The sequence below is a fragment of the Myxococcus sp. CA033 genome (assembly GCF_013336625.1).
Lineage (GTDB): Bacteria > Myxococcota > Myxococcia > Myxococcales > Myxococcaceae > Myxococcus > Myxococcus llanfairpwllgwyngyllgogerychwyrndrobwllllantysiliogogogochensis.
The window spans coordinates 47,678-69,018 of the sequence record NZ_JABUMU010000009.1 but is presented as its reverse complement, the minus strand read 5'-3'; the positions used below and the strand labels follow the sequence as shown (position 1 = coordinate 69,018).

Annotated in this window: 12 protein-coding genes; 8 read left to right on the top strand and 4 right to left on the bottom strand. The window is 68.7% G+C overall.

The annotated features are described in order from the left end of the window. Positions 1-64: 64 nt before the first annotated feature. The 7 genes from HUA78_RS22340 to HUA78_RS47540 are packed head-to-tail and all read left to right on the top strand — an operon-like array spanning position 65 to position 13,300. Complete coding sequence (locus HUA78_RS22340; RefSeq protein WP_174477110.1) at positions 65-2,485, top strand: ABC transporter permease; 2,421 nt, start codon at positions 65-67, stop codon at positions 2,483-2,485. A gap of 12 nt (positions 2,486-2,497) precedes the next feature. Beyond that, on the top strand, positions 2,498-4,918 hold the full coding sequence (locus HUA78_RS22335) for an ABC transporter permease (RefSeq protein WP_174477109.1): 2,421 nt from the start codon (positions 2,498-2,500) through the stop codon (positions 4,916-4,918). A gap of 12 nt (positions 4,919-4,930) precedes the next feature. Next, positions 4,931-7,339, top strand: coding sequence for an ABC transporter permease (locus HUA78_RS22330; RefSeq protein WP_174453761.1), 2,409 nt, complete (start codon positions 4,931-4,933; stop codon positions 7,337-7,339). A gap of 17 nt (positions 7,340-7,356) precedes the next feature. Further along, on the top strand, positions 7,357-8,034 hold the full coding sequence (locus HUA78_RS22325) for an ABC transporter ATP-binding protein (RefSeq protein ID WP_141642619.1): 678 nt from the start codon (positions 7,357-7,359) through the stop codon (positions 8,032-8,034). A gap of 18 nt (positions 8,035-8,052) precedes the next feature. Next, positions 8,053-10,458, top strand: coding sequence for an ABC transporter permease (locus HUA78_RS22320; protein WP_174477108.1), 2,406 nt, complete (start codon positions 8,053-8,055; stop codon positions 10,456-10,458). A 32-nt stretch (positions 10,459-10,490) separates the two neighbouring features. After that, on the top strand, positions 10,491-11,930 hold the full coding sequence (locus HUA78_RS22315) for a sigma-54 dependent transcriptional regulator (RefSeq protein WP_217442560.1): 1,440 nt from the start codon (positions 10,491-10,493) through the stop codon (positions 11,928-11,930). Positions 11,931-11,965: 35 nt separating this feature from the next. Continuing rightward, on the top strand, positions 11,966-13,300 hold the full coding sequence (locus HUA78_RS47540; RefSeq protein WP_217442565.1) for a PAS domain-containing sensor histidine kinase: 1,335 nt from the start codon (positions 11,966-11,968) through the stop codon (positions 13,298-13,300). Positions 13,301-13,336: 36 nt separating this feature from the next. Here HUA78_RS47540 and HUA78_RS22305 read toward each other — a convergent pair whose 3' ends face one another. Both HUA78_RS22305 and HUA78_RS22300 read right to left on the bottom strand, forming a co-directional pair. Continuing rightward, positions 13,337-13,861, bottom strand: coding sequence for a hypothetical protein (locus tag HUA78_RS22305; protein ID WP_141642623.1), 525 nt, complete (start codon positions 13,859-13,861; stop codon positions 13,337-13,339). 223 nt (positions 13,862-14,084) lie between these two features. Beyond that, entirely contained in the window at positions 14,085-14,531 is a 447-nt protein-coding gene (locus HUA78_RS22300; protein WP_174477107.1) for an isoprenylcysteine carboxylmethyltransferase family protein, read from the bottom strand. Between the two features lie 87 nt (positions 14,532-14,618). On the opposite strand from HUA78_RS22300, the gene HUA78_RS22295 reads away from it, so the two are divergent. Next, positions 14,619-15,203 carry a Crp/Fnr family transcriptional regulator gene (locus HUA78_RS22295; RefSeq protein WP_217442559.1) on the top strand — a complete coding sequence of 195 codons (585 nt, stop codon included), beginning with the start codon at positions 14,619-14,621 and terminating at the stop codon, positions 15,201-15,203. Here the strand turns inward: HUA78_RS22295 and HUA78_RS22290 are convergent. Next, entirely contained in the window at positions 15,174-18,317 is a 3,144-nt protein-coding gene (locus HUA78_RS22290) for a P-loop NTPase fold protein (RefSeq protein WP_174477105.1), read from the bottom strand. The two genes, HUA78_RS22295 and HUA78_RS22290, sit on opposite strands and share 30 nt — an antisense overlap. Positions 18,318-18,455: 138 nt before the next feature. Further along, on the bottom strand, positions 18,456-21,200 hold the full coding sequence (locus HUA78_RS22285) for a YncE family protein (RefSeq protein ID WP_174477104.1): 2,745 nt from the start codon (positions 21,198-21,200) through the stop codon (positions 18,456-18,458). Positions 21,201-21,341 lie beyond the last annotated feature (141 nt).

Below are 21,341 nucleotides of genomic sequence, written 5' to 3'. Positions count from 1 at the left end.
GCCCGGGTCGCTCCTGGCGGGGCGGCTCTCGGGAGGACCGCGTCCTGAATCACTCGGAGTCGTCGTGGGAACCTTCCTCCAGAATGTCCGCTACGCGGTGCGCTCATTGCGCAAGAGCCCGGGCTTCACGTTGATCGCGGTGCTGGCGCTGGCGCTGGGCATCGGCGCGAACAGCGCGGTCTTCAGCGTGGTGAACGGCGTGCTGTTGAATCCGCCGCCCTTCACGCAGCCCGAGCGCCTGGTCCACATCTGGGGCAACTACGCCAAGGCGAACATCAAGGACATCGTCGTGTCGGTGCCCGAGTACCGGGACTACCTCACGATGCCCAAGGCCTTCGGCTCGCTGGCGGCGTTCGATGCGAACAATGTCACGCTCACCGGGGGCGACGCGCCGGAGCGGCTCCAGTTGACGCGCTCCACGGCCTCGCTGTTCCCCACGCTGGGCGTGTCTCCGGTGCTGGGCCGCGCCTTCTCCGAAGAGGAGGAGGCGCTGGGGCGCGACAAGGTGGTGGTCTTGACGCACAAGACGTGGCGCACGCGCTTCGCGGCGGACTCGAGCGTGCTGGGCCGCGAGCTCCGGCTCGACGGGGACACGTACACGGTGGTGGGCGTGCTGCCGCCCGGCGTGGAGTACCCGGCGGACACGGACCTGTACGCGCCCCTGGCGCCCACGCAGGAGCAGGCGGCGGAGGTTTCGCGTGGCTACCACTTCCTCAGCGTGGTGGGGCGGCTGAAGCCCGGCATGACGCTGGAGGCGGCGAAGGCGGACATGGACCGGGTGGGGCGGGAGATGGAGACCCTGTACGAGCAGAGCTACAAGGACTACGGCTGGACCATCACCGTGAAGTCGCTGGAGGACGAGGTGGTGGGCCAGGTGCGCGGGACGCTGTGGCTCCTGCTGGGCGCGGTGGGCTTCGTGTTGCTGGTGGCGTGCAGCAGCGTGGCGAACCTGCTCCTGGCCCGGGCGACGGCGCGTGCACGCGAGGTGTCCATCCGCGCGGCGCTGGGCGCGAGCCGTGGGCGACTGGTGGCGCAGTTCCTCACCGAGAGCCTGGTGCTGTCGGCGGTGGGCGGCGGACTGGGGCTGCTGCTGGCCGTGTGGGGCACGGACGCGCTGGTGGCGATGGTGGGGGACGGGCTGCCTCGCGCGGCGGAGGTGGGGCTGGATGTCTCCTCGGTGCTCTTCACCGTGGGCATCTCGGTGCTCACGGGCGTCGGCTTCGGGCTGGTGCCCGCGCTCCAGGCGAGCCGCGTGGACCTGAGCGCGACGATGCGCGAGGGCTCGCGAGGGACGGAGGGTGGCAAGGCGGGCCGGCTGCGCGCGGGGTTGGTGGTGGGGCAGGTGGCGTTCGCGCTGGTGTTGCTGGTGGGCGCGGGCCTCTTCCTCCGGAGCTTCCAGGCGCTGACCCAGGTGGAGGCCGGCTTCACTCCCGAGGGCGTGCTCACCGGTCAACTCGTGTTGCCGGCCACGAGCTACGCGAAGCCGGAGGACCAGCGGGCCTTCCAGCGGGAGTTGCTCCGCCGCGTGCAGGCGCTGCCCGGCGTGGAGTCCGCGGCGGTGGCGAACATGCTGCCTTTGGGCGGCAAGACGAACACCAGCTTCGACGTGGAGGGGCGGACGCGGGCGCCGGGAGAGATGTGGCCGGCGGTGGAGACGCGCTTCGCCAGCGCGGACTACCTGCACACGTTGCGGGTGCGGCTGCGCGACGGGCGCATGCTCCAGGAGACGGACGGACCGGACGCGGCGGGAGCGGTGGTCATCAACCAGACCTTCGCGGACCTCTACTGGCCGAAGGGGGACGCGCTGGGCCAGCGACTGAAGCTGCACCGGTCCGACGCCCAGTGGGCCACGGTGGTGGGAATCGTCGACGACCTGCGCGAGTGGGGCCTGGACAAGCCCGCGCGTCCGACGGCGTATTACTCCGCGGTACAGACGCCCCTCTCCAGCCTCCACCTGGTGGCGCGCGTGAAGGCGGGCGACCCGGAGTCACTGCGCACGGCGCTCGAGTCAGAGGTGCGCGCGCTCGATGGCAACCTGCCCCTGTTCAAGGTGACGTCCATGGTGCGGCTGGTGGACGAGTCCATCGGCTCGCAGAGGCTGACGGCGCTGTTGATGGGCCTGTTCGCGGGCACCGCGCTGCTGCTGGCCGCGCTCGGAATCTCGGGCGTCATCGGCTACTCGGTGGCGCAGCGCACGCGGGAGATGGGCATCCGCATGGCGCTGGGCGCGGCGAAGTCGGACGTGCTGGCACTGGTGTTGCGCCAGGGCATGAAGCTGGCGGGGCTGGGCGTGTTGCTGGGGCTGGTGTTGTCGCTGGTGCTGGCGCGACTGTTGAGCACGCTGCTGTATGGCGTGACGGCGTATGACCCGTGGACCTTCGCGGGAGTGGCGGCGTTGTTGAGCGGCGTGGCCCTGGGCGCGACGTGGCTGCCAGCGCACCGCGCGACGCGGGTGGACCCCATCATTGCCTTGAAGGCGGAGTAGGAGCGCGTGTCGATGGAGACCTTCATCCAGGACCTGCGGTATGCGCTGCGCACGTTGGGCAAGAGCCCCGGCTTCACGCTGGTGGCGGTGCTGGCGCTCGCGCTGGGCATCGGCGCGAACAGCGCGGTGTTCAGCGTGGTGAACGGCGTGCTGCTCAGGCCTCCACCGTTCGCGGAGCCGGAGCGCCTGGTCCACGTCTGGGGCAACTACGCCAGGTCCGACCTGAAGGACATCTGGGTGTCGGTGCCCGAGTACCGGGACTACCTCACGATGCCCAAGTCCTTCTCGTCGGTGGGGGCCTATGTGGAGAGCGACATCACGCTCACCGGAGGGGACGTGCCGGAGCGGCTCACCGTGATGTTCTCCACCGCCTCGCTGTTCCCCACCCTGGGCGTGGCTCCGGCGCTGGGCCGCACCTTCTCGCATGAAGAGGAGACGCCGGGCCGGGAGCGCGTGCTGGTGCTGACGGACAAGCTGTGGCGCACGCATTTCGCCAGGGACCCGCGGGTGCTGGGCCGAGTGCTGCAACTGGATGGCAACGCATACACGGTGGTGGGTGTGCTGCCGCCCGGCGTGGAGTACCCGGCGGGCACGGACATGTACGCGCCCTTCGCGCCCACGCCCGCGCAGGCGGCCGAAGACGTGCGCGGCAACCACTACCTCAGCATGGTGGGACGGTTGAAGCCCGGCGTGACGCTGGAGGCGGCGAGGGCGGACATGGCGCGGGTGGGCCAGGAGATGGAGACCCTGTACGCGAGCAGCTACGGGGGCTACGGCTGGGCCATCAGCGTGAAGTCGCTGGAGGACGAGGTGGTGGGCCGGGTGCGCGGCACGCTCTGGCTGTTGCTGGGCGCGGTGGGCTTCGTGCTGCTGGTGGCGTGCGGCAGCGTGGCCAACCTCCTGCTGGCTCGGGCGGCGGCGAGGGGCCGCGAGGTGTCCATCCGCGCGGCGCTGGGCGCTGGGCGCGGCAGGTTGTTGGCGCAGTTCCTCACGGAGAGCTTCGCGCTGTCCGCGTTGGGCGGCGCGCTGGGCCTGCTGCTGGCCGTGTGGGGCACGGACGCGCTGGTGGCGATGGTGGGAGACGGGCTGCCTCGGGCGGAGAAGGTGGGGCTGGATGCGGCCTCCGTCTTCTTCACCTTGGGGGTGTCGCTGCTCACGGGCCTGGTCTTCGGGTTGGCGCCGGCGCTCCATGCGAGCCGTACGGACCTGAGCGCGACGATGCGCGAGGGCTCGCGAGGAACGGAGGGACGCAACGCGGGCTGGCTGCGCTCGGGGCTGGTGGTGACGCAGGTGGCCCTGGCGTTGGTGTTGCTGGTGGGCGCGGGTCTCTTCCTGCGGAGCTTCCAGGCGCTGACCCAGGTGGAGGCGGGCTTCACTCCCGAGGGCGTGCTCACCGGTCAGCTCTCGCTGCCGGCCGCCCGGTATGCGAGGCCGGAGGACCAGCGGGCCTTCCAGCAGGAGCTGCTCCGTCGCGTGCAGGTGCTGCCCGGCGTGGAGTCCGCGGGGGTGACGAACAGGCTGCCTTTGGGTGGAAGGACGGACACCAGCTTCGACATCGAGGGGCGGATGCGGGCGCCGGGGGAGATATGGCCGGCGGTGGAGACGCGCTTCGCCAGCGCGGACTACCTGCGCACGCTGCGGGTGCGGCTGCGCGACGGGCGCATGCTCCAGGAGACGGATGGACCGGACGCGGCGGGGGCGCTGGTCATCAACCAGACCTTCGCGAACCTCTACTGGCCGCGGGGCAACGCGCTGGGCCAGCGACTGAAGTTGCACCGGCCGGATGCGAAGTGGGCCACGGTGGTGGGCATCGTCGACGACCTGCGCGAGTGGGGACTGGATACGCCCGCGCGTCCGACAGCGTACTACTCCGTGGCGCAGACTCCGCTCTCCAATCTCCACCTGGCGGTGCGGGCGAAGTCGGGCCACCCGGAGTCATTGCGCACGGCCATCGAAGCGGAGGTGCTCGCGCTCGATGGCCAATTGCCCTGGTTCAACGTGGCGTCCATGGTGCAGCGGGTGGATGAGTCCATCAGCTCGCGCAGGCTGACGGCGGTGCTGATGGGCTTGTTCGCGAGCACGGCGCTGTTGCTCGCGGCGCTCGGAATCTCGGGAGTCATCGGCTACGCGGTGGCACGGCGCACGCGGGAGATGGGCATCCGCATGGCGCTGGGCGCGACGAAGTCGGATGTGCTGTCGCTGGTGCTGCGCCAGGGCCTGACGCTGGCGGGGTTGGGCGTGGGCCTGGGGCTGGTGTTGTCACTGGTGCTGGCGCGGCTCTTGAGCACGCTGCTGTTCGGTGTGACGGCCTATGACCCGTGGACCTTCGTCGGGGTGGCCGCGTTGCTGAGCGGCGTGGCCCTGGGTGCGACGTGGCTGCCGGCGCACCGCGCGACGCGGGTGGACCCCATCATCGCCTTGAAGGCGGAGTAGGAGCGCGCGTCGATGGAGACCCTCATTCAAGACCTGCGGTACGCGCTGCGCACGCTGGGCAAGAGCCCGGGTTTCACGCTGGTGGCGGTGCTGGCGTTGGCGCTGGGCATCGGCGCGAACAGCGCGGTGTTCAGCGTGGTGAACGGCGTGCTGCTCACGCCGCCGCCCCTCGCGGAGCCGGAGCGCCTGGTCACCGTGTCCAACGACATCCAGGCGGTGGGCCTGGAGGGCATCTCCATCTCTACGCCCGAGTACCAGGACTTCCGCACGCTGCCGCGAGTCTTCAGCTCGGTGGCCGCCTACAACTGGCGGGACATGACGCTGACCGGAGGCGGCGCCGCGCAGCGCTTCGCCGTGGTGCAGGGCACCGCCACGTTGCTCCCCACGCTCGGCGTGACGCCGATGCTTGGCCGGAACTTCACCGAGGCGGAAGCCTCTCTGGGTGGGGAGAAGGTCGTGGTGTTGACGCACAAGGTGTGGCGCGCGCACTTCGCGGAGGACCCCGGCGTGTTGGGCAAGACGATGCAGCTCGACGGCAAGCCCTACACGGTGGTGGGCGTGCTGCCCCGCGGCGTGGTGCACCCGGAGCGCGCCGACCTCTACGTGCCCTTCGTGCCGCTGCCGGAGCATGTCTCGGAGCGCACCACGCGCTACCTCTTCTGCCTGGCGCGGATGAAGCCGGGCGTGACGCTGGAGCAGGCGCGCGCGGACATGGCTCGGGTCGCCCTCGACATGCAGGCGGTGGAGTCCCGCTACCAGGGGATTGGCTGGTCCATCCGCGTCACCTCGTTGGAGGACAAGCTGGTGGGCGACGTGCGCGGCACGCTGTGGCTGTTGCTGGGCGCGGTGGGCTGCGTGCTGCTGGTGGCGTGCAGCAGCGTGGCGAATCTGCTCCTGGCTCGTGCGGCGGCGCGTGAGCGCGAGGTGTCCATCCGCGCGGCGCTGGGCGCGAGCCGTGGCCGGCTGGTGGCGCAGTTCCTCACGGAGAGCCTCGTGTTGTCCCTGGCGGGTGGCGCGCTGGGGTTGCTCCTGGCGATGTGGGGCACGGATGCGCTCCTGGCCTTCATGGGAGACGGACTGCCGCGCATGGCGCACGTGAAGCTGGATGTGACGTCGGTGTGCTTCACGATGGGCGTCTCCGTCCTCACGGGCCTGGTGTTCGGACTGGTGCCGGCGCTCCAGGCGAGTCGCGCGGACTTGAATGCGACGATGCGCGAGGGCTCGCGAGGCTCGGAGAGTGGTCGTTCGGGCCGGCTGCGCTCGGGGCTGGTGGTGGCGCAGGTGGCCTTCGCGCTGGTGCTGCTGGTGGGTGCGGGCCTGTTCGTGAAGAGCCTGCTCGCGTTGCGCGGCGTCGACGCGGGCTTCAAGCCCGAGGGTGTGCTCACCGGTCGGCTCGCGCTGCCTGAGGCGCGCTTCGCGGAGCCCGCCCGCAAGCTGGCCTTCCAGCGCGAGCTGCTGGAGCGCCTGGAGGCCTTGCCGGGCGTGGAGTCCGTGGGGCTCACCAACATGCTGCCCCTGGGTGGCATCTCCACGAGCGGCCTCGAGTTCGAGAGCCGGCCGGAGGTGCAGGGCGAGCTGCTGCCCGCGGTGGATTTCCGGCTGGCGAGCCCGGGATACCTGAGCACGCTGGGGGTGAAGCTGCTTCAGGGCCGCCTGCACCAGGGCATCGGCGAGGTGGGCGCGGTGCCGGAGGTCGTCATCAACAAGCGCTTCGCGGACGTGTACTGGCCCCAGGGCAACGCGCTGGGGCAGCGGCTGTCAATCGAGCCGAGGAAGCAGTGGGCGACGGTGGTGGGCATCGTGGACGACCTGCGCGAGTGGGGGCTGTCCTCGCCCGCGCGGCCCGCGGCCTACTGGTCGCTGCCGACGTCGCCCGCGTCGTACCTGGGCCTCGTGGTCCGGGTGAAGGCGGGGGAGCCGGAGGCGCTGCGCGCGTCCATCGAGGCGGAGCTGCGCGCGGTGGACGCGGACGTGCCGCTGTTCGGCGTGGCGCCGCTGGCGCGACTGGTGGATGAGTCCATCAGCTCCAGCAGCCTGTCCGCCCTGTTGATGGGACTGTTCGCCGGCACGGCGCTGTTGCTGGCGGCGCTGGGCATCGCTGGCGTCGTGGGCTACTCGGTGGCGCGGCGCACGCGGGAGATGGGCATCCGCATGGCGCTGGGCGCGGCCAGCTCCGACGTGTTGGTGATGGTGCTGCGGCAGGGGCTGAAGCTGGCGGGGCTGGGCGTGGGGGTGGGGCTGGTGATGTCGCTGGGCCTGGCCCACCTCTTGGGCAGCATGCTGTACGGCGTGACGGCGTATGACCCGTGGACCTTCACCGCGGTGGCGGCGCTCCTGGGCGGCGTGACGCTCCTGGCGACGTGGCTGCCGGCGCGGCGGGCTTCTCGCGTGGACCCCATCGTTTCCTTGCGCTCCGAGTGAGCACGAAAGCACCTCTCATGTCCTCACCTCTCATCTCACTGCGTCAGGTCGAAAAGTCCTACCCGTTGGCGGGGGGCCGCACCTGGGTGCTGCGCAACATCGACCTGGACATCCAGCCCGGCGAGTTCGTCACCCTGATGGGCCCGTCCGGCGCGGGCAAGTCCACGCTGCTGGCCGTGCTCGGCATGCTCGATGCCGAGTGGAAGGGCGAGTACGTCCTGGACGGGCAGGCCGTGCACGCGATGAAGCCGAAGGAGCGGGGCGAGTTGTCCCGGCGCACCATCGGCTTCGTCTTCCAGCAGTACCACCTGCTGGACAACCTGACGGTGGCCGAGAACCTGGAGGTGCCGCTGTCCTACCGCAACCTCAAGCGCGGTGAGCGCGAGGCGCTGGTGGGCGACATGCTGGACCGCTTCCAACTGGTGGGGAAGAAGGACCTGTTCCCCGCGCAGCTCTCCGGCGGACAGCAGCAGTTGGTGGGAATCGCCCGGGCGCTCATCGCCACGCCGAAAATCCTGCTGGCGGACGAGCCGACGGGCAACCTCCACTCGCAGCAGGCGAAGCACATCATGGAGGTGTTCCAGACGCTCAACAAGGCGGGCACCACCATCATCCAGGTGACGCACTCGGAGGCCAACGCGGCCTTCGGCCACCGCATCATCCAGCTGGCGGACGGCTGGCTCCAGAAGACCTGAGCAGGGCACGAGGCCACCATGCTGAGCGATGTGTCGATGGATGTGCGGTACACCCTGCGGACGATGCGCCAGTCGCCTGTCTTCACCCTGGCGGCGGTGCTGGTGCTGACGCTGGGCATCGGGGTGACGACGGCGCTGTTCAGCGTGGTGGACGCGGTGCTGCTGCGTCCGCTGCCGTTTCCGGATCCGGACCGGCTGGTGGTGATGTCCACCGATAAGCCCGGGAAGCTGCTGGCGCGCTACAGCCTGCCCAACTACGAGGACGTCGCGCGGCTCTCCACGCGGCTGCGCTCGATGACCGCGTACGGCCAACGGTTGATGAACCTCACCGGCCACGGGGACGCCGAGCAGCTTCGCGGCGCGGTGGTGGTGGGGGACTTCTTCGGGGCGTTCGGCATGAAGCCGATGCTGGGGAGGACCTTCGCGCCCGAGGAGCGCGACGCGCGGCTGGCCGTCATCTCGCATTCGCGCTGGATGAAGGCGGGCGGCGGTGAGGGCGTGCTGGGCCGCACGCTGACCCTGGGCGGTCAGCCCTACACGGTGATTGGGGTGATGCCGCCGTCCTTCGACGTGCCCGCCCACACCACCGAGGTCTGGGTGCCCTTCGACAGCCTGCCCGGCGCGGCCACGTCGGAGGAGCGCACCGAGCGGGGCTTCCGCTCCTTCGCCGTCGCGGCGAGGCTTGTTCCAGGCGCGACGCTCGAGTCGGTCCGCCACGAGCTGAAGAGCCTGAACGAGGAGCTCCTCTCACGAGACGACGCCACCCTGAAGCTGGGGGTGGTCCGCTACGCCGACTCCCTCACCCAGGGCGTCAGCCTGCTCCTGTGGGTGCTGCTGGGCGCGGTGTCCCTGGTGTTGCTGCTGGCGGCGGCCAACGTGGCGCACCTGCAGCTCGCGCGGGCGGCGGCGCGGCAGCGTGAGCTGGGCATCCGCGTGGCGCTGGGCGCTGGGCGTGGCCGGCTGGTGCGCCAGCTCCTCACGGAGAGCGTGCTGCTGGCGCTGCTGGGCGGCGTGGGCGGCGTGCTGCTGGCGCTGTGGGCCACCGATTTGTTGATGATGCTGGGGGCCAACACGCTGCCCCGAGCGGGCGAGGTGGCGGTGCATGGCCGCGTGCTGCTCTTCGCGTTGGCGGTGACGCTGACGACGGGCGTGGGCGTGGGGCTGGTGCCGGCGCTCCAGCGCTCGCAGCTCTCGCCGGCGACGGTGCTGGGGCGCGGGGCGACGGAGAAGTCGCGGGGCCGCACGCACGCGGTGCTGGTGGTGGCGGAGGTGGCGCTCGCGCTGATGCTCGTCACCGGGGCGGGGCTGATGCTGAAGAGCTTCTGGCGGATGTACCAGGCCGACCCGGGCCTGGACCCCGTGGGCGTCTTCGTGGCCCGACTGGCGCTGCCGCAGAGCCGCTATGACACGCCGGAGCGGACGGAAGCCTTCCACCGGGAGCTGACGGCGCGGCTCGCCGCGCGTCCGGAGGTCGCTGGCGTGGGCGTGGGCGGCAGCCTCCCGGCGGGCGGTTCCCTCTCGCGCTCGGGCTACTGGAAGGAGGGAACCGAGGACCCGCCGGTGCGGCCCGACGCGCTCATCAACGTCACCACGCCGGGCTTCCTGGCGGCGCTGCGCGTGCCGCTGCTCGCGGGGCGCCTGCTGACGGAGTCGGATGGAGCGAACGCGCCAAGGGTCATGGTGGTGAGCGAGCGCTTCGCGCGCGAGGTCTTCGCCGGCGAGGACGCGCTGGGCCGCCGCGTCTCCTTCGGTGGCGACGACGCGGAGGGCAACCCGCTGTGGACGACGGTGGTGGGCGTGGTGGCGGACGTGGCGTACGCGGGCGTGGAGGTGGGGCACGAGCCCACCGCGTACGTCCCCATGGCGCAGGAGCCGACGACGGACGGGCAGCTCGCGGTGCGGGCGGCGCCGGGCCTGGACCCGAGGAAGCTGGAGTCGGTGGTGCGCGAGGAGCTGCGCGCGGTGGACTCCATGGTGGCGCTCGCGCGTGTGGGCACGCTGGAGGACCGGCTGTCCTCGGACCTGGGGCAGCCGCGCTTCCGGGCGGTGTTGCTGGGGGCCTTTGGTTTGCTGGCGCTGGTGCTGGCCGCGGTGGGCATCTACGGCGTGATGTCCTACTCGGTGTCACAGCGCGAACACGAGATGAGCGTGCGCATGGCGCTGGGCGCACGCGCGGCGGATGTCCTGAGACTGGTGGTGGGACAGGCGCTGCGGCGAGTGGGGCTGGGGTTGGTGCTGGGCCTGCTCGGGGCGCTGGCGGCCCACCGCATCATGGAAGGTCTGCTCTACGGGATGGGGGCGCTGGATGTTTCGGTCTTGGCTTCTGTCTCGCTGCTGCTATTGGGCACGGCCTGGCTGGCGAGCTGGCTGCCGGCGCGCAAGGCCGCCAACGCGGACCCCGCCGCCGTCTTGCGTCGCGGCTGAGCCTCTTTGTTTCTGGCACTCTTTCTTCCTGGATGTTCCCCGTGTCCGAACCCCTCCCTGTCTCCGTCGTCACCCCTGTCTCCGCTCCCATCGCCACGCGTCCCTCGCGCATCCTCATCGCGGATGACCAGGCCGACGTGCTGGAGGCCCTGCGCCTGCTGTTGAAGCGGGACGGGCACACCATCGTCACCGCGCAGTCGCCCGCTGGAGCGCTCGCCACGCTGGAAGCCGAGGACGTGGACCTGGTGCTGATGGACCTGAACTACGCGCGGGACACCACGTCCGGGCGAGAGGGCATGGACCTGCTTGGCCGCATCCGCGCGCAGGACGCGGCGTTGCCCGTCGTGGTGATGACGGCGTGGAGCAGCGTGGAGGGCGCGGTGGAGGCGATGCGTGGTGGCGCGCGCGACTACGTGCAGAAGCCGTGGGACAACACGCGCCTGCTCGCCACGCTGCGCACGCAGTTGGAGCTGGGCCGGGCGCTCAAGCGCAGCCGCCGGCTGGAAGAGGAGAACCAGCACCTGCGGCGCGGCCAGGGCGGCCTGCCCACCATGGTGTCCGAGTCGCGCGCCATGGTGCCGGTGCGCCGGATGATTGAGCGCGTGGCGCCGTCCGGGGCCAACGTGCTGGTGACGGGTGAGCACGGCACGGGCAAGGAAGTGGTGGCCAGACTGCTGCACGCGTCCTCCACGCGCGCGGACCGGGCCTTCGTGGCCGTCAACTCGGGAGGACTCTCCGAGGGCGTCTTCGAGAGCGAGCTTTTTGGCCATGTGAAGGGCGCCTTCACCGACGCGAAGGCGGACCGCATCGGCTGCTTCGAGCTGGCGGATGGCGGCACGCTGTTCCTGGATGAGATTGGGAACATGCCGTTGTCGCAGCAGGCGAAGCTCTTGCGCGTGCTCCAGACGGGGGAGTTGCACCCGGTGGGCTCGTCGAAGACGCGGCGCGTGGATGTGCGGGTGGTGAGCGCCACCAACGTGGACCTGGCCAAGGCGGTGGCCGAGGGCCGCTTCCGCGAGGACCTGCTGTACCGCCTCAACACGGTGGAGGTGCCGTTGCCGCCGCTGCGTGAGCGCCGCGAGGACATCCCGCTGTTGGCGTCGCACTTCCTGGCCGAGCACGGCAAGCGCTACGGGCGCAACGCGGCGCGGCTGACGCCGGGGGCGCTGGAGGCGCTCCTGGCCTACCCGTGGCCGGGCAACGTGCGCGAGCTGGAGCACGCGGTGGAGCGCTCGCTGCTGATGGCGGTGGGGGACGATGTGTCCGCGGAGGACCTGCTCTTGCGCCGGGCGGGTCGCGAGGGCCTGTCGCGGCTGGAGGAGATGACGCTGGAAGAGGTGGAGCGCTACCTCATCGAGCGCGCGCTGGCGAGGCATGAGGGCAACGTGAGCGAGGCGGCGAAGGGACTGGGCCTGTCGCGCAGCGCGCTGTACCGTCGGCTCCAGTACTACGGAATCAAGGGAGCCCGGTGAGACGCAAGCGCGAGCCCTGGCCACATGACCTGCAGATGCTCGCCCTGACGTGGCTGGCGGGTCTGCCGGGAGGGGTGGTCTCGCTCGCGCTGGTGTGGACGGGAGACTTTTCATCCAAGGTCCGCTGGACGCTGTCCACGTTGGTGGTGGGCGTCTTCCTGGGTGTGGGGCTCCTGGTCCGCGAGCGGGTGATGCGGCCCCTGCACGCGCTGGCGAACCTGTTGGCGGCGCTGCGCGAGGGGGACTACTCGACGCGCGGTCGCGGCGCGCGGGTGGGGGATGCGCTGGGCGAGGTGCTGCTGGAGGTGAACGCCCTGGGCGACACCTTGCGCGAGCAGCGACTGGGGGCGCTGGAGGCCGGAGCGCTGCTCGAGCAGGTGATGGAGGAGATTGACGTCGCGGTGCTCGCCTTCGATGTCGCGGGCACGCTGCGGCTGGTGAATCGCGCGGGTGAGAAGCTGTTGGGCCAGTCGCGCTCGCAGTTGATGGGCAAGGGGGCTGGCTCGCTGGGGCTGGCGGACCTGCTGGACGGCCCGGCGCCTCGGAGGTTGTCGCGCTCCTTCGTGGAGGAGGGCGGGCCATACGAGCTGCGGCGCGGTGGTTTCCGCCAGGGCGGCCTGCCGCATCACCTGGTGGTGCTGGCGGATCTGCGGCTGGCGTTGCGTGAGCAGGAGCGCGAGGCGTGGCGGCGGCTGGTGCGGGTGCTGAGCCATGAAATCAACAACTCGCTGGCGCCCATCCAATCGATTGCCGAGGCGCTGCGCGACACGCTGTTGATGGAGCCGCGTCCCTCGGATTGGGAGGACGACGCGAAGAGCGGCCTGGGCATCGTCGCGAGGCGCTCGGAGGCGCTGGCGCGCTTCATGTCCGCGTATGCGCGACTGGCGCGGCTGCCGCCCCCGGTGCTGGCGGGGGTGGAGGTGGACGGCTGGGTGCGGCGGGTGGCGGCGCTGGAGAAGCGGCGGCCGGTGTCGGTGCGGGCGGGGCCGGCGTTGGCGGTGCGCGGAGACTCCGACCAGTTGGAGCAGCTGCTCATCAACCTGGTGCGCAACGCGGTGGACGCGGTGCTGGGCGAGGCCCCGGGCGCACAGGTCTGGGTGTCATGGGCGGTGCTGACGCCGGGCGCGGTGGAGGTCTGGGTGGAGGACGAGGGCCCGGGCCTTGCGGACACGGGCAACCTCTTCGTGCCCTTCTTCACCACGAAGCCGCAGGGCAGTGGCATCGGCCTCGCGCTGTGTCGGCAAATCGCGGAGGCGCACGGCGGAACGCTGCGCCTGGAGAACCGTCCCGAGGGACGTGGGTGCCGGGCGCGGTTGAAGTTGCCGCTGGAAGCTCACGGCGCGAGCACCGCGGCGCTGGCCCTGGGCTGAGACGTCGGGCCCTCGGGCTCCCAGGCTTTGGGGACTTCAGGCCACCTGGGCGCCGGTGTCCGGCGGCGCGTCATACGTGGGCGTGAGGTCCACCACGTTCACCGTGACGAGGTGATAGACGATGACGTTGCTCACCCAGAAGAAGATGGCGGCGTAGTGGACGTAGACGAGCGGCGAGCCGGGCCACACTTGCAGCGGGTGGTTGAAGACGTTGGCCGCCATGTAGCCGCCGAACCACTCGCCCATCCAGCAGACCAGGGCGCCGATGGCGACGCGCGTCCAGACCTTGACGCGCTGCGGGTAGAACCAGAAGTAGTGCAGGGTCCACAGCAGGCCGACGCATCCAGCCCAGAGCATCATGCTGCCGAAGGAGAACCAGTGGTACGGGGACTCCGGGTAGTACCAGCCCCAGTCCTTGTTCATCCAGCGCCAGGCCACGTTCTGGGACAGCTCCATGAACCAGAAGAGCGGTGCGACGTAGAGCACCTGCGTCATGAGGACCCGGAGGAAGCAACTCAGCGTCTTCCAGAGTCTCAGCGTGGACCCGTCGAGCGAAACCATGTGTTCCCCCCCGTGCTTCGGCCTGGGCGACCGAGGGCTGTTCATCTGACAGAACGTGATGAGTCCCATGTCTTGAAACATCGTGGGCGACAACCGCTTGTGTCCTGACGCCATGGGGGTTGCGCCGGGCTGAACGCGGATTCAGCCATCGGTGGAGGGCCCGGTGCGGAAACCCGAGGAGACTCCGGGAGTTGACACCTCTCGATGCGGGCGACGCCAGGCGTCAAAGCCACCGGCGGACGGAGCGTTGATATTCGACGTACTGGCCGCCGAACTTCTGGAGCAGGGCCTGCTCCTCGACGCGGATGTACCAGAAGTGGGTGAGCAGGCCGAAGGCGAGCGGCACGACGAAGGGTGAGATCGACCCCAGGGTGATTCCCAGGCCGACGAGGCTCGCGACGAAGCCCAGGTACATGGGGTTGCGGGTGAAGCGGAACAGGCCCGCGCGCGTGAGGGTGCCGGGGTCCCCGAAGGTGTTGATGTTGGTGCCCAGCTTCTTGAAGAGTCGGGCATGCCATTGGGCGACCGCGATGCCCGCGAGCAGCAAGGCGCCTCCGAGCCAGCTCCAGGGGCGCCCCCACAGCTCGTGCAGCGGGGCCGTCCTGTTCAGGAGGACCATGACGCCCATGGACGCCAGCAGGACCACGGGGGGAAGGAAGAGGGCTCGCATCGTGGATGTCTCCGTGCGTTGGTGGCGCGCAGTCTTCCGGTGCGGGGGAGCGACGTCGTTAACCCGGGTTTACGTTGAGAGGTGTCCGTGACGACGGCGAGGGAGGTGCTGCGGGGGTTGGCGGGGAGCGCGCTGCCGGGGTGGGACGCGGTGGCGCCGCTGCTGCGCGCGAAGACGCTGCGCAAGGGCGAGTACCTCTTCCACGTGGGCGAGGCGCGGCCGAGCATCTTCATCGTCACGCGCGGGCTGGTGAAGATGGTCTACGAGACGAGCGAGGGCGGCGCCTGGGTGAAGGCGTTCGCGGGGGAGGGGACGTGTTTCGCGAGCCTGGTGGCGCTGGCGCCGGGAGGTGTCACGAGCTTCTCCACGCAGGCGGTGGTGGAGTCGCGGGTGGAGCAGCTCGACTACGGCGAGGTGAGACGGCTGGCGGCGCGCCACCTGGAGTGGCAGCGGGCGGTGAGCCGGGCCTTCGAGGTCTATGGGCTGCGCAAGGAGAAGCGGGAGATGGAGCTGCTCACGCTGTCCGCGGAGGAGCGCTACCAGCGGTTCCTGGACGAACACACGGACCTGGCGCCGCTGCTGTCGCAGCGGGATATCGCGAGCTACATCCGCGTCACGCCCGTGGCGCTGAGCCGCATCCGTTCACGGCTGCGAAGGCGACGGGCGTCGTGAGTCGTTCGTCGATTGTGCCTGCCAGAAGCTGAATCGGGTGACCCAGGGAACGAGCTTGCGGACCAAGGAGAGAGGGGTGAGTTGGAATTCCGGGGGCATGGTGTCGAGCCAATAGAACAGTTCTACCAGATCGGCCTCCCCACTCAGCTTGCGCGAGGGAATGAGGAGCGCATGAAGAGTAAGAATCTCTTTGTCGTGGGCGAACTGCTTGAGCAGTGCAAAGAACTTCTCGGCACGTTCTCGTCGCGACGTAACGAGCGCTAGTAGCATCAGGCATACCTGATAGGGAGAACCCCCTTCCTGCCCGTTTCCCGTGAACGCTGCCTGTCCCGTACTCGGAACACAGGTCTTGATGAGCCGATAGGTGTTGGCGAAGCGTTTGAGCACACGAGGCGTAGGATTGAGCAGCGGGCCGAGACAGTCGATGAAGGCCAGTTCCTCTTCGCTGATGACAAGGCCAGGAGGATCGAGCTCTTCCTGCTCGGTCGGAGGGACGTGGGCTTCGTTGGAGGGAGTGGAGGTCTTCGGCTTACCGTGACTTGTCTCGGCTTTTGGCTCGGGACTTCTATTCTGTGCACGACCAACTTGTGCCGCCGGGGATGCGATAGTGGTGCCGTGGTTTGCGACAAGCTCTGGTTTCAGCTCCAGGACCTTGGCCCCCGTTGAGTGCTCGTCGGAGGTGTGACTGGCGAGCAGCCCGCGCACCATGTTCGTGCGGCGGTCTGCTCCGATAGGACGCAGCCAGATGGGAATTTGGAAGATTTTCTCCAGGTAGTCATAGGCCGTGGCTCCCGGTGTCATGGGGTCCTCGGGCTGTTCATTGGTATCGTCCTGCTTCAGCAGGTTCTTGAAGGTGTGATTCAGGCAGCGTGCCACCCAGCGCGAGTCCACACCCACGACGACGACGAACAGAGGGAAGGCTAGGAGCAGGTGGACGGCCTGGAGTACCTCGACCACTGTGTCCTGAGAGCAGCGGTCCAGATCGTCGATATAGAGGACGATGCGGTTGATGGGGGGGATGTTCAGGTCGGTTTGCTCGTCGCGATTGACAGCCTCCATCAGCCGGGAAAGCTCTTCGAAGTCTCTGCGGATGAGCGCAATGAGGCCAAGGTGCTTGCGGTAGTCGTCGCTGCCCGTACGGCTCTCGATGAACTTGTCCAGCAGCCGCGCATTGGAGAGATCTGAGAGTTCCTTCTTGAGTGTGCGGACTGCTTTCTGGGCCCTTGCCAGGGATTTTTGATGCTCGACCTGTTGCTGCTCGATTGCCGTGACGTCGTCCTTGGCGGACTGGACGGCCTCATCCAGCGGTTTGAGCCGTTGCTGACGTTCGTTCTCGATGGCCAGTTCGACAGCGCGGAGTGTCTTCTCGCTCTGTTCCCGCCGCTCGCGCAGCCACTGGGTCTGCCGCCGGAGCCAAGTCGTCGCTGTGCCGACGATGCCGACAAGCATGGTGACACGCGCTGATATCTCTGAGAGGTCTTGCTTGCCAAGCCAGTTGAGCCCGAATGAGAGGCCCAGGCTCGCGCAGACGGATAGAACGAGGATGAGCGCAGGCACTCGCAGTCGAGTGCCTTGGCCGCGCGTATCCAGCAGTGAGGCGATGAAGCCATCGGCTCGATACAGTTCCGTTCTGGCGTCGCTGAGCGCCCCTTTCAATTCGAAAGCGGTGCGCCCCAGGGAGTTGAAGCCCAGCTCTTTCAAGAGCGAGATGGCCTTCTGACGGAGCTCGGGGGCGAGCTGGAGTGTGGAGGGAAGGGTTCTGAGAGCGCTGTGTTTCTTCTCCTGGAGCTTCTCCAGCTCGGACTGCTTCAATCTCTTCTGCTGTTCCAGTTCTTCGACCTTCGTTCCGGCGCGAGCGACTTGGGCTTCGCTCTTGATGACCATCTCCTCCTTACGCAGGAGACTCGCCTCGCGTCGCGCGAGTCGCTTCAGCAGCGCATTGCGTCGCTTGCCGACCTCCTCCTCGGTTTCGCCAGGGGTCTTCCGGAGATTGCGGAAGATGTGCTCGACGAGACTGGCCCACAGATTACCTTCCGAGTAGTGCCAAGCGTTGAACTCGATCTGGATGATGTTCTTGTAAAAGGCAACTTCCCGCTGGTGTCTCTGGGACTTGGAGGCTCGGTCCGCGAGTTCGTCCACCCGCCTGCGCAGGTGATGCATGAAGAAAGACTTGCCCGAGCCCCATTCTCCGAACACGCCGATAGATAGCGGTGGGGTCATGGTACGCGAGGCAATCAGTGCGCTGAGCGCATCGACGTCGCGGTCGATCCTCAGGAGGTCTTTGCTCTCTCGTCCGTCGGCGTCGTAGCGAGGTGAGTAGAGAGTGCGCTGGGCTTCATTGTCCATCCAGCTCAAGGGATGAGTTGGCGCGGAGGGGTGCGAGGCTGTCTGCTGACGCGCAGGGGGATTGTCCTCGTTGAGCAAGGCCTCCCAGCCAACTGCTTCTCTTGGGTACTCCGACGCGACGAAATGGACGAAGTCCTTGCGAAGTTGCTGCCGGTCCAGCCGCATCTTCTCGAAGTCGACGTCGTGGTAGTCGGGGAGGAACAACAATGCGGCGATGAGGTGCCGCACGTCGAGAATGGCGTAGAAGGGAGCCGCATCGAAGCGCCTGCGAAGCTCATTGGCCTCGGTGAGGGCCCTTCGGGCCGACCGCGTCCAAAAGAACGGGCGAACGTAGAAGTCTTCCGTCTGCAGTTCCTCGGGAGCTTGGGTAGCCCCGAGGCTGCGCAGCGCGGTGAGCATCCCCTCGCCATGTTCCTGGGTGGTTCGTCTCAGCCACTGGGACATCGGGTCCTGTGCGTATGCGAGTGCGCCAATCAACGAAGGGAATGAGAGGTGCGCGGTCGATTCCGCATTCAGGGGGAGCTCCTGCCGGACGATGCCGCTGACGCTGAGGAGGGCTGCACAACCGAGGAACTGTTCGAGTTCTTGGGATGCAGGGCCCAACACCGTCAGTTCGCCACCAGGGCCCATGTCCTGGAAATGGATCTCCTGGGGGCCAGGGTCCTCCGTAGGCTCGTCGGGTTCGGCGGCCTCTACGCTCTCAACGGAGTCATTGTCGTACTCTTCGTTGAATTCATCGAGGCCCTCGTGCTCTGCCTTGACCGCCATCGTCCCCCCGCGCGGATTCACAGCGCCACCAATGTTGGCACCGTCCCACCCAGGAAGGATAGCCGGGTCCCATCGACCTCCACGGCACCACCGTGGACCCCATCACCCCAGGTCCACGGCGCACCTCACAACACAGCCCTACCGGCTCGTCGCGTCATCCGGCCGGGTGCCACGGTCCAGCTCATCGCGGTCCAGCGCACCGTCCAAGTCCCGGTCGATGCCGATGCGCACCTCCGAGCCCTTGGGCACCACCGTGTACGTCAGCTCACTCCCCGTGAGCGCCAGTGTCTGGAGTAGTGACGCGGTGACGGTCTCCGCCGCGCGGTCCGTCTGGAACAACCCGCCGCCCATGTACGTGGCCCCTCGCGCGATGCCTCCCTGGTTCCCCTTCACCACCAGACCCACCTTGCCGCTGTCCGCCAGCGCCTGGAACGTGGACAGCGTACTCAGCTGCGCCGGAGTGGGACTCGCCGTGGTCAGCGTCACCTGCCTCCCCACCGCCGCGTGTGTGTCCTTGCTGTCCGGCCCCGGCGGCTCTCCCACCGTCGTCGCCGAGCCCTTGGGCAAATCCGAGCCCGAGAACGCCAGCATGAACGCCACCATGTCCGCGACCTCCTGGTTGCTCTGGAGCGTGAACACCGGCTCGGTGAGGAAGCGCGCAATCGTGTCCACGCTGCCGTCATGCGAGAACCCGAAGCCCGCCAGGTTCGACGTCTGCGTGAAATCCATGCCCACCTTCTCGTAGAGGTTGCGCAGCTGGGAAATCTTCATCGTCACATTGGTGAACCCATCCACGGAGACCAGCCCCGTGTGACGCTCGCCGCTCGGGCCCGCGGAGACGGTGACGAACTGGCTCCCGGTCCACCGCACGTCCGCGCCCAGGCCCGTGGGCAGCGTGTGACACGTCGAGCAGGCGAACGCCCCCGAGTCCAGCAAGCGCGGCGGCCGATACATCTGCAGCCCGTTCACCGCGTTCCCATTGGGCAGCGGCAACCCCGCCGTGCCAAACCGTCCCGTCGTGACGTGTCCCGGCAGCGGCAGGCTCGTGGGCAGCGAGTTGTCGAGGTTCCGGAACGGATTCGGCGCGAACGTCAGCGTGGCGAGGAAGTCCTCGAACTGTTGCATCTCGATGACCGTGAGCTGCGTGTCGTCGCCCTGGAGGCTGAGGAACGCACCGTTGAACTCCTCGATGCCCGCGCGGTCTCCACGCCAGTGCAGCGGCTCCTTGCCGATGATGTCCTGGAGCGTCTGCGTCGTCATGGGCCCCTTCATCGAGTGCCACGGCTGGAAGCCACCCGTCAGTCCGGGAATGCCCATGCCCAGGTTCTGCCCCGTCACGGCCTTGAGGTCCCCCGCCGGGTCTCCCAAATCCCACGCGAGCCGGTCCAGCCGTCCGTCGATGTGGCACGACGCGCACGACACATGCCCCAGGCCCGAGCTCCGGTGCGTGTCATACAGATGCTTGCGGCCGACCTTGATGGCACCCGGGGACGGGTCGAAGAACGGCACCCGCGCCACCTCGGTATTCGAAACCGTATCCACCACGGACACGCTCGCCGCGAACTTGTTGAGCACGTAGAGCCGCGTCCCGGAGAGCACCACGCCCGTGGGCCCCTCACCCACCGCCACCTGGGTAATCCGGCCGCCCGCGTCGTCCATGACCGCGACGTTGTTGGAGCCCATGCCCGTGATGTAGACGCGGCTCCCCTCCGCGTTCCACGCAAGCCCCCGAGGGTCTCCGAGCGCCAACTGCCGCGTCGCCTGCGGCACCGTGCCCGTGGTGTACGTCAGGTGCGGATTGAGGTCGAAACGGGAGACGACGGACGGAATCGCCGGGTCGAACGACGCGGCCATGACGCGCAGGAAGCGGCCCTGGAGGTTGGGCTCGAAGCGGACCTCGTTCACCGCGTCCGTGCCCACCACGACGACATGGCCTCCCGGGTGGACCGCCAGCGCCATGTCCAGGTTCATCAACCCGCTGGCATACGTCACAGCCAGCGTGGATGCGTTGATGATGGCCACGTCCCGGTCCGGCAAATCCCAACCCGCGCGGCGCCCCGACGCGGCGGCGTTGCTCCCCGAGACGACGCTCGACCAGTCACGGCTGTTGTCATCCATCCACCGGCCACTGGCGTCCTTCTTCACGATGAGGGCCACGGGAGGAGGCGCCGGGTTGCCACTCTTCCTCGGCGGCTTGAACGTGCTGCCCGAGTTGGGCGGAGGATTGACGCCCCCATAGGGCCCCACGCTGCTGCTCACCACGTTGGGCGGAAAGCCCCCGCCTCCCATCGCGTTGCCACCCCCGAGCACCGTGCTGCGATTGCCAGACTCGAAGAAGGCCACATACACCTGCGTGCCCGCGGCGTTGACGGCCAGCGCGCGAGGCTCCTCGCCTTGCAGCGCGATGCGCGTGGGCGCGGCGAGCGGTGTGGACGGGTCCACCACCAGCACGCGGTTGACCTGCGAGCAGGAGATGAACGCGCGCTGCGGCGAGCCCGCGAAGATGACGTCGGCGGGCTCGTCATCCGTGGGCACCGTGACCTTCACGTTGAGCGTGGTGAGGTCGACGATGCTGACGCTGTCGGAGACATGGTTGACCACCCACGCCTCGGTGTTGCTCCGGGCTCGCACGGACACGGGGTCCAGGCCCACGGGGATGGAGGCGGTGAGCACGGGCGTGCCGCTCGACACGGAGAACACCAGGAGCCGATTGTCCGCCGTGTTCACCGCGAGCAGACGGGTGCCATCCGGCGTCAGCTCCAGCGGATGGACATGCGGATGCTCCCAGTTCACGAACGCGCCCGGCGACTGCGCCCGGGACGCGCTCGCCAGCAGCACGAGGCACGGCAACAACGCGACCAGCACCCTGCGGACAACGGACATGGGACCCCCTGGCTTCGAGCACCCGGCTCGCTCTGGATGGAGAATTCCACTAAGTCTGTTAAGTCAGATTATTCTGACAAATATGGACCTGTAACACGAGCGGCTGACTCGGGTCGCGGAAGGGGGCGAGGGGTCCTCGGG